7 protein-coding genes are annotated in these 9413 nt (G+C 69.1%); 4 read left to right on the forward strand and 3 right to left on the reverse strand.

All coding sequences use genetic code 11. From position 1 onward, the window contains the following. Positions 1 to 37: 37 nt before the first annotated feature. The gene (locus ACWGI8_RS32350) at positions 38 to 2266 is read right to left on the reverse strand and encodes a transglycosylase domain-containing protein (protein WP_453666357.1); all 2229 of its coding nucleotides are present in this window, start codon (positions 2264 to 2266) and stop codon (positions 38 to 40) included. 381 nt (positions 2267 to 2647) lie between these two features. Between ACWGI8_RS32350 and ACWGI8_RS32355 the strand changes: the two genes are divergently transcribed. Continuing rightward, a complete protein-coding gene (locus ACWGI8_RS32355) occupies positions 2648 to 2992 on the forward strand; it encodes a WhiB family transcriptional regulator (protein ID WP_266381103.1) in 345 nt (114 codons plus the stop codon). 191 nt (positions 2993 to 3183) lie between these two features. Here the strand turns inward: ACWGI8_RS32355 and ACWGI8_RS32360 are convergent, their stop codons facing one another. Both ACWGI8_RS32360 and ACWGI8_RS32365 read right to left on the reverse strand, forming a co-directional pair. Further along, entirely contained in the window at positions 3184 to 4446 is a 1263-nt protein-coding gene (locus tag ACWGI8_RS32360; RefSeq protein ID WP_453666359.1) for an ArsA family ATPase, read from the reverse strand. Between the two features lie 15 nt (positions 4447 to 4461). After that, on the reverse strand, positions 4462 to 5436 hold the full coding sequence (locus tag ACWGI8_RS32365) for an ArsA family ATPase (RefSeq protein WP_453666361.1): 975 nt from the start codon (positions 5434 to 5436) through the stop codon (positions 4462 to 4464). Positions 5437 to 5599: 163 nt separating this feature from the next. On the opposite strand from ACWGI8_RS32365, the gene ACWGI8_RS32370 reads away from it, so the two are divergent. The 3 genes from ACWGI8_RS32370 to ACWGI8_RS32380 all read left to right on the forward strand — a co-directional run bounded on the left by ACWGI8_RS32370 (position 5600) and on the right by ACWGI8_RS32380 (position 9376). Continuing rightward, positions 5600 to 5758 carry a DUF4177 domain-containing protein gene (locus tag ACWGI8_RS32370; protein ID WP_003967454.1) on the forward strand — a complete coding sequence of 53 codons (159 nt, stop codon included), beginning with the start codon at positions 5600 to 5602 and terminating at the stop codon, positions 5756 to 5758. A gap of 8 nt (positions 5759 to 5766) precedes the next feature. Further along, entirely contained in the window at positions 5767 to 6234 is a 468-nt protein-coding gene (locus ACWGI8_RS32375; protein ID WP_453666365.1) for a RidA family protein, read from the forward strand. Positions 6235 to 6403: 169 nt separating this feature from the next. Beyond that, positions 6404 to 9376: a PQQ-dependent sugar dehydrogenase gene (locus tag ACWGI8_RS32380; protein ID WP_453666363.1), complete on the forward strand. Its 2973-nt coding sequence runs from the start codon at positions 6404 to 6406 to the stop codon at positions 9374 to 9376. Positions 9377 to 9413: the final 37 nt, after the last annotated feature.

Raw genomic sequence — 9413 nt, forward strand, 5'->3', positions numbered from 1 at the left:
GGTGCCGAGCACCGGGGCCCTTTTCGGCGCACGCGCGTCAGCGCCGCGGCCGGCCGGTCGTGCCCCCGTCGGTCTGACTGCGGGTATCGGTGCCGCCGATCAGATCCGGGGGGAAGGTGATGACGGGCGGCTTCTGCCCGGGCTTGGCGGGCTTGCCCGGCTTCCCGGGCCTGCCGTCGGGACCTTCCTCGTCCTCGTCCTTCTCCGGGTCCGGGATGTCGATCGTGTTGAAGCCGGGGGCCTCCTTGCCCTCCAGCGCACCCGACATCGCGTCCTTCCAGATCGGACCGGGGACCTGGCCACCGAAGACCTTGTCGTGGTACTGCCCGCCGATGGTGATGTTCACCATCTGCACCTTCTGGCTGGCGCTGCCGACCCAGACCGCACCCGCCAGGTTCGGGGTGTAGCCGACGAACCAGGCGTTCCGCCGCTCGTCCGTCGTACCAGTCTTGCCCGCGTTGTCCCGGTCGGTCAGCCCGGCCTGCCGGCCGGTACCGGAGTCGACCACACCGCGCAGCAGCGAGTTGACGGTGTCCGCGGTCCGCTCCGACATCACCTGGCCGCACTGGGACTGCGGCACCTTGAGGCTCTTGCCGTCGGCCGTCCTGATCGACTCGATCGCGGTCGGCGTGCAGTACGTACCGCGGTTCGCGAACGTCGCGTACGCGTTCGCCATCGTCAGCGGCGCGATACCGGTGGAGCCGAGGGTCAGCGGTGACGGCGACACCGGCAGCTTGGCGCCGTTGCCCTGCACCACACCCAGCTTGTCGGTCATCTCCACGACCGGGCAGAGCCCTATGTCCGCGATCATCTGCACGAAGTAGGTGTTGACCGACTTCGCCATCGCTTCCTTGAGGGCGTAGGGGCCGACCTCCTTCTCGTTCTCGTTCTCCAGCGAGAAGCCCTGGTTCCGCCACGGCTTGTCGGTGCAGGTCGAGATCGAGTCCGGGTACGGCATCTGGTACGGGGCCGGGTAGGTCTGCGTCGGCGGCCTGCCCTGCTCGAGCGCGGCCGCGGCCACGAACGGCTTGAACGTCGAGCCCACCGGGAAGCCGAAGTTCGAGCCGCCCATCTTCTGGTTGACCGAGTAGTTGATCTGCGTCTCGTTCGTACCGAAGCCGTACGGCTTGGACTGGCCCATCGCGACGATCTTGCCGGTGCCCGGTTCGACCATCGTGACCGCCGCCGCGACCTTGTCGCCCTGGTAGACGTGGTCCTTCAGGGAGTCCTGTGCCGACCGCTGCGCCTGCGGGTCCAGGGTCGTACGGATCGTCAGACCGCCCCGGTTCCAGATCTTCGCCCGGTCCTCCCGCGTCTTGCCGAAGACGGGGTCGGAGAGGAAGACCTCGCGGACGTAGTCGCAGAAGAAGCCCGAGCCGTTGACGGCCGTGATGCAGCCGTTCTTCGGCTTGCTGACCTTCAGCTTGACCGGGGTCTCCTTGGCCTTGTCGGCCTCGGCCTGGGAGATGTCACCGATGTCGGCCATCCGCTGCAGCACGGTGTTGCGCCGCATGGTGGCTTCCTTCTCGTCGTTGACCGGGTCGTAGCGGCTCGGCGACTGGACGATGCCGGCGAGCATCGCCGCCTCCTCCAGCTTCAGGGCCTTCGCGGACTTGGAGAAGTAGCGCTTGGACGCCGCCTCGATGCCGTACGCCTGCTGGCCGAAGAAGGTGATGTTGAGGTAGTTCTCGAGGATCTTCTTCTTCCCGAGCTCCTCCTCGACCTGGATCGCGTACTTGAGCTCGCGGACCTTGCGGCCGATGGTCTTCTGGTTGGCCTGGGCGACCTTGTCCGGGTCGTCACCGGCCTCCTCGACGAAGACGTTCTTGACGTACTGCTGGGTGAGGGTCGAGGCGCCCTGGGCGGCGCCGCCCTCCTGCGCGTTGCGGTTGGCCGCGCGCAGCACGCCCTTGAGGTCGATCGCCCCGTGCTCGTAGAAGCGCGCGTCCTCGATCGCGACGATCGCCTTCTGCATGTACGGCGAGATGTCCTTGAGCGGGACGACCGTGCGGTCGCGCGAGTAGACCGTGGCGATCTGGCCACCCTTGGAGTCCAGGATGGTCGTGCGCTGACTCAGCGGGGGAGTCTTGAGATTGGCGGGGATCTCGTCGAATCCCTCGACCGTGCCCTTGGCCGCGAGCCCCAGCGCGCCGGCGGCGGGCAGGGCGATGCCTGCCAGCACCGCTCCGGAGAGCACACTGACACCGAGGAACTTGGCGGCCTGCTGGGTCCCGGTCAGACCTCCGCCCGAGCGCTTGTTTGCCATGGGGGCAGCCTACGTTCTCATTCGCCGGACACGCGTATAGGCCTTGGCCTAAGCTGCTCTCAACTGTCACAGCAGTGCCGTTGCGTATCAATACCCCGCGACACCCCCGCCCGTCTTTCGCCCCACCCCCGGCTGTCCCGAGGCGACGAACTCCCCGTCGCCCGGACTCAACTGCCCGGAATTGTCGGAATTGTTACGTATGCCCCCAGCTCACTCCCCTGGGTGATCTGCCGCGTACGCATAGTCCGTTCGGGCCATTCAAGATTGGGCCCGAAGGGGGTGTTGCGCTGTGCCCACCTTCCGTAACGTCCTCAACTGGCAGCGGTGAATATGCCGCTGCCGCCGTGGGGGAGCCTCGATTCGGGAGAGGACGGCGCCGGCATGGGCTGGGTAACCGACTGGAGTGCGCAGGCAGCCTGCCGCACTACCGATCCGGATGAACTGTTCGTACAAGGAGCGGCGCAGAACAGGGCCAAGGCGGTGTGCACCGGATGCCCGGTGCGGACCGAGTGCCTGGCCGACGCGCTCGACAATCGTGTCGAGTTCGGCGTATGGGGTGGCATGACCGAGCGGGAGCGGCGCGCATTGCTGCGCAGGCGACCCACGGTCACCTCCTGGCGCCGGCTGCTCGAGACCGCACGTACCGAGTACGAGCGGAGCGCGGGCATCCTGCCCGTGGGCCTGGAGGACGACGAGACCTACGAGACGTACGCGGCTGTGGGCTAGTGCCCCTCCCGGCAAGCTTTGCCCTGTCGCGCCGCCCGGCACGCACCCTCGCTGCGTTGGCCAAAAGCCCTGGTAGCTCCGCTACAAGGACTTCCGGCCGCCTTGCGATGGCACGCACCTGACGACGCTCCTTGACGGGCAAACATTGCCGGTCGCGGCACTAGAGCCTGTCCGCCGGTACGCATGTGCCGTTACGCAGCTCCGGCCGGAGACCCACCGGTCGCGAGCCGGTCACCGATGGCTCGAAGTCCTGCAAGGTCGTGCACGTCCCCTGGCAGGGCGGCCACCTCGGCCACGGGCACCTCGGGGTGGAGAGCGGTGAAGCGGTCGCGCGTTCGCTGTTCACGCGCGAGCACCTGCATCCGTTCGGCATGCAGGCGCAGCAGACCTGCGGTCAGCTCGGGGGTCGCCTGCGATGAGGCGGGCTCGGGCGCCGACTCCACGGCGGGAGAGGGGTCCGTGGTGTCACGAACACCAGCCTTCCCGGCCTCCTGATCCACAATGCGGCCCTCATCAAGATTTTCTGCGGCGGCGAGCGCCCGCTCGGCCGACAGCCGGGCGGCGCCGCTGCCATGGACCCGGTTGAGCACCAGCCCGGCCAGTGGCATTTCCTCCGCCGCCAGACGCTCCACGAAGTACGCCGCCTCGCGCAGCGCGTCCCGCTCCGGGGCGGCGACCACGAGGAACGCCGTGCCGGGCGCCTGCAGCAGCCGGTATGTGGCATCCGCGCGGGTGCGGAACCCGCCGAACATGGTGTCCATCGCGGCCACGAAGGTCTGCACGTCGCGCAGGAGCTGACCGCCCAGCAGCTTGCCGAGCGTGCCGGTCATCATCGACATACCGACATTGAGGAACTTCATCCCCGCCCGGCCGCCCATCTTCGCCGGGGCCATCAACAGCCGGATGAACTTGCCGTCCAGGAACGAGCCGAGCCGCTTCGGAGCGTCCAGGAAGTCCAGCGCCGAGCGCGACGGCGGAGTGTCGACCACGATCAGGTCCCACTCGTCGCGCGCCCGCAGCTGCCCCAGCTTCTCCATCGCCATGTACTCCTGCGTGCCCGCGAAGCCGGCCGACAGGGACTGGTAGAAGGGGTTCTCCAGGATGGCGCGGGCCCGTGCCGGGTCCGCGTGCGCCTCGACGATCTCGTCGAAGGTGCGCTTCATGTCGAGCATCATGGCGTGCAGTTCCCCGGAGCCCTTGATGCCCTCCACCCGGCGCGGGGTGTTGTCGAGCAGATCGATCCCCATCGACTGGGCCAGCCGGCGGGCCGGGTCGATGGTGAGGACGACCACCTTGCGGCCGCGCTCCGCCGCTCGTACGCCCAGGGCCGCCGCGGTCGTCGTCTTGCCGACCCCGCCCGCGCCGCAGCACACGATGATGCGGGTCCCCGGGTCCTCCAGCAGCGGATCGATGTCGAGCAGCGGCGTGTCCTGCAGCGCGATGCCATGCGTCATGGACGGCGTCATGCGTTATCCGTTCTCCCCGTTCACACCGAGCTTCCGCAGTTCGGCCGCCAGCTGGTACAGCCCGGCCAGATCGACCCCCTCGCTCAGCAGGGGAAGTTCGTACGTCGGCAGATCCAGCGCGCTCAGCACGCCGCGCTGCTCGCGCTCCAGCTCGACGCGCTGCGCGTGCTCGGCGGCCTGCTCCAGCAGCGGCGTGACCAGTCCGGCCGCGCCGCTGACGCCCGCCGCGGTGAGCGACGCGGCGATGTCCTTGCGGCGGCTCGTGGTCGCGGCGGTCCGCACCGCTTCCTCGTCGAGGATGTGCGGCCGCACCATGTTGACGATCACCTTGCCGGTCGGGAGGCTCGCGTCGCGCAGCTCGGCGACGCCGTCCGCGGTCTCCTGGACCGGCATCTCCTCCAGCAGCGTCACCAAGTGCACCGCCGTCTCCGCCGACTTGAGGACCCGCATCACGGCCTGCGCCTGATTGTGTATCGGGCCGATCTTCGCGAGGCCCGCCACTTCGTCGTTGACGTTCAGGAAGCGGGTGATGCGGCCGGTGGGCGGGGCGTCCATGACGACGTGGTCGTAGGCGTATTGCCCCTTCTTGTCCCGACGGCGTACGGCTTCGCATGCCTTGCCGGTCAGCAGCACGTCCCGGACACCCGGGGCGATCGTCGTCGCGAAGTCGATGGCGCCGAGCTTCTTCAGTGCGCGGCCCGCCGAGCCCAGCTTGTAGAACATCTGGAGGTAGTCGAGGAGGGCCCGCTCGGCGTCGATGGCCAGCGCGAAGACCTCGCCGCCGCCAGGGGCGACGGCGATCTTCCGTTCCTCGTACGGCAACGCCTCCGTCTCGAAGAGCTGCGCGATGCCTTGCCTGCCCTCGACCTCGACGAGGAGGGTGCGCTTTCCCTCGGTCGCGAGGGCGAGCGCGAGGGCCGCGGCGACCGTCGTCTTACCGGTACCGCCCTTGCCGCTGACGACCTGGAGCCTGCTCACGCCTTCGAGCCTAACCAGTCGCCCCGCCGGCTACGCACGAGGCTGCCCACAGGCTGCGTCACCGGGCCGGCCGGGCCGCGTCGACGGGTCGACCGGGCCGCGGCACGGGACCCGGCCGGGCTGCGTCACGAGGCTGCCCGCCCGTGCGGCTACAGTCGGCACCATGACCAAGTGGGAATACGCGACCGTGCCCCTTCTCGTGCACGCGACCAAGCAGATCCTGGACACCTGGGGCGAGGACGGCTGGGAGCTCGTCCAGGTCGTTCCCGGGCCGAACAACCCCGAGCAGCTCGTGGCCTACCTGAAGCGGGAGAAGGCCTGATGGCCGCGGTGAGCGCCGTTGAGGCGAAGCTCGCCGAGCTCGGCCTGACGCTGCCGGAGGTCGTGCCGCCGCTGGCCGCGTACCAGCCGGCCGTGCAGTCCGGCCCGTACGTCTACACCGCGGGTCAGCTCCCGATGGTGGAGGGCAAGCTTCCGGTCGCCGGCAAGGTGGGCGCCGAGGTCACCGCGGAGGAAGCCAAGGAGCTGGCCGCCACCTGTGCGCTGAACGCGCTGGCCGCCGTGAAGTCGGTCGCCGGTGACCTGGACCGTATCGCCCGTGTCGTGAAGGTCGTCGGCTTTGTCGCCTCCGCCTCCGACTTCACCGGGCAGCCGGGCGTCATCAACGGCGCGAGCGAGCTGCTCGGTGCGGTGCTCGGCGACAAGGGCGTGCACGCGCGCAGCGCCGTGGGTGTCGCGGTGCTGCCGCTGGACGCCCCGGTCGAGATCGAGATCCAGGTGGAGCTCGTCCAGGACTGAATCGCCGGTCAGTACGTGTGCGGCCCTGAACCCCCGTTTCCCGGTGGGTTCGGGGCCGCACTCGCGTTTTCGGCAATCCCCTGCACCTCTCTTGACGTGATCATGCCCATGGGTGTGCCCTGTTCATGGTTAGGAACCTTTCCTATCCATCTGAATCGGGAGGATCCCCGTGGCACCAATCCCCCGCAGACCGCGCCGAGCGGTCGGTGCCCTCGTGGCCGCGGCCACCGCGGCGTTAGCCGTGGCGCTGCCGAATCCGAGCTCGGCCGCCCAGCCCGCGGCCGCCGCCTCCGCCGCCGTCGTACGGTACGAGGCCGAGGCGGCGACCGTTTCGCAGGGTGCCGTCGAGTCCAACCACGCGGGCCATTCCGGTACCGGCTTCGTCAATTTCACGAATGTGGCCGGGAGTTACGCCGAGTTCACCGTGAACGCCCCCGCCGCGGGCAGCGCCACCCTGGTGCTCGGCTACGCCAACGGCACCACCGGCAACCGGCCGCTCGACATCGGCGTCAACGGCGCGAACGCCGTGAACGATCTGGCCTTCCAGCCCACCGGAGCCTGGACCACCTGGTCCTCCGTGACCACCACGGTCACCCTCAAGGCCGGTGCCAACACCATCCGTACGGCATCGGCGGCGGCCGAGGGCGGTCCCAACCTCGACTACATCGATGTGACCGCCGCCGAAGGGCCCGGCGGCACGGACTACGAGGCCGAGTCCGCGACGATCTCGCAGGGCGTCGTCGAGTCCAACCACGCGAACCATTCCGGCACCGGTTTCGTCAACTTCGCGGCCGTCAGCGGCGCGTACGTCGAGTTCACCGTCGACTCGGCGCAGGCCGCCAACGCGAAGCTGGACTTCCGCTACGCCAGTGCCACCGCCGACCGTCCGCTGGACATCGCCGTGGGCGGCGTCACCGTCGCCGACGACCGCTCGTTCCCGGCCACCGGTGCCTGGACGACCTGGCGGACCGTCTCCGTCGACGCCGTACTGAAGGCGGGCAGCAACAAGATCCGCGCCACGACCTCGGGCGTCGACGGGCCGAACCTCGACAAGCTGACCGTGACCGCGACAGGCCCCGCCGACACCGAGCGGCCCACCGCGCCGCCGGATCTGCGCAAGGACAAGGAGCCGACGGCCACCACGGTCTCGCTCGCCTGGGACGCCGCCACCGACAACGTCGGCGTCACCGGCTACGACGTCTACCAGCACGGCCAGCTGATGAAGAAGGTCAGCGGTACGACGCTCGCGGCGACCGTCGAGAACCTCGACCCCGGGACGACGTACGACTGGACCGTCTTCGCCCGCGACGCGGCCGGCAACGCCTCCGTCGCGAGCAACGCCGTCACCATCGCCACCCTGCCCGCCCCGCCGGACGACCAGGCTCCGACGGCCCCCGCGAACCTGCGCTCCCCGGCGAAGACCGCGACCACCGTCGACCTCGCCTGGAACGCCTCGACCGACAATGTGAAGGTCACCGGGTACGAGATCCACCGCGACGGAGTTCTGTCGGGCACCTCCGACACGACCAGTACCAGCGTCGCGGGCCTGACCGCCGAAACCGCCTACACGTTCAAGGTCAGGGCGTACGACGCGAAGGGCAACAAGTCCGGCTTCAGCCCGGAGATCACCGTGACGACCGCCGGCAGCCGGCCGGGCGGCACCCCCGACCCGGGCGCTGTCTCCACCCTCGCGACCGGCGTGGACGTCGCCTGGGGCCTCGGCTTCCTTCCCGACGGCACCGGCATCTACACCGAGCGCAACACCTTCAACGTCTACAAGCTGACCAAGTCCGGCACGAAGACGCTGGTCGGCAAGGTGCCCAACTCCCAGACCACGGGCGGCGAAGGCGGGCTGATGGGCATCGAGATCAGTCCGGCGTTCACCACCGACCACTACCTCTACTTCCTCCACACCTCCTCCGAGGGCAACCGCATCGTGCGGATGACCCTGGAGAACAACACCCTCAGCGGCTACAAGGTGCTGCTGCAGGGCATGGAGAAGAGCAGGTTCCACAACGGCGGCCGGCTGCGGTTCGGCCCCGACGGCAAGCTGTACGCGTCGATGGGCGACGCCCAGACCGAGTCGCGGGCGCAGGACAACACCTCGCTCAACGGCAAGATCCTGCGGATCAACCCCGACGGCTCCGTCCCGTCCGACAACCCCTTCGGCAACGCGGTCTGGTCGAAGGGCCACCGCAACCCGCAGGGCCTGGACTTCGACTCCAAGGGCCGGCTGTGGCAGGCGGAGTTCGGCGACGGCACCATGGACGAGGTCAACCTCATCCAGAAGGGCGGCAACTACGGCTGGCCCAACTGCGAGGGCACGTCGGGCAGCTGCTCCGGCTACATCGCGCCGAAGAAGACCTGGCCGGTCTCCTCGGCCTCGCCCAGCGGCCTGACGATCATCAACGACCATGTCTTCGTCGCCACGACGCGCGGCGAGCGGGTCTACCGGATGCGGATCGACTCCTCCGCCGGCCTGGTCGAGCAGAAGACGTACTTCCAGGGGACGTACGACCGGCTGCGCACGGTCGAGGTCGACCACGACGGCGACATCTGGCTGACCACGTCCACCGACAAGGACGGTACGGCCGGGAACGACCGGATCCTGCGGATCGACATCGTCTACTCGGGCGGCACGACCCCTGGTGAGTTCAAGCTGACCAGCGACGCCTTCGACGACAACGCGTCCATCCCGGCGAAGTACACCTGCGCCGGGGACGGCACCGCGGGCCAGGATCCCTCGCCGCCGCTGACGTGGGGTGCGGGGACGACCGCGGCCAAGGCGTACGCGATCGTCTTCGCCGACGTCGCGAACGGCGGCAACAAGCTCCACTGGGCGATCTGGGACATCCCCGCGGCCAGGCTCTCCCTGCCGGAGGGGCTCGGCTCGGGGTTCGACGTCCCGGGCCAGAGCCCGGCGAAACAGAAGGCCATGGGCAGCGGGGGAAACTCCCAGGAGTACTTCGGCCCCTGCCCCGGTGGCTCGACCCATCCGTACACCTTCACGCTGTACGCGCTGAACACGGCGACCGTGCCGGGGATCGGCTCCGGGTCGACGATGGATCGGATCGAGACGGCGATCAAGAACGTGAGCACCGCGAACGTGAAGCTCCGCGGCAACTCCGACGCCGCCGCGTGAGGTGACCGGGCGGTGACCGGCCCGCGGTGCGGCGGGC

This window comes from Streptomyces sp. NPDC054841, assembly GCF_053611045.1.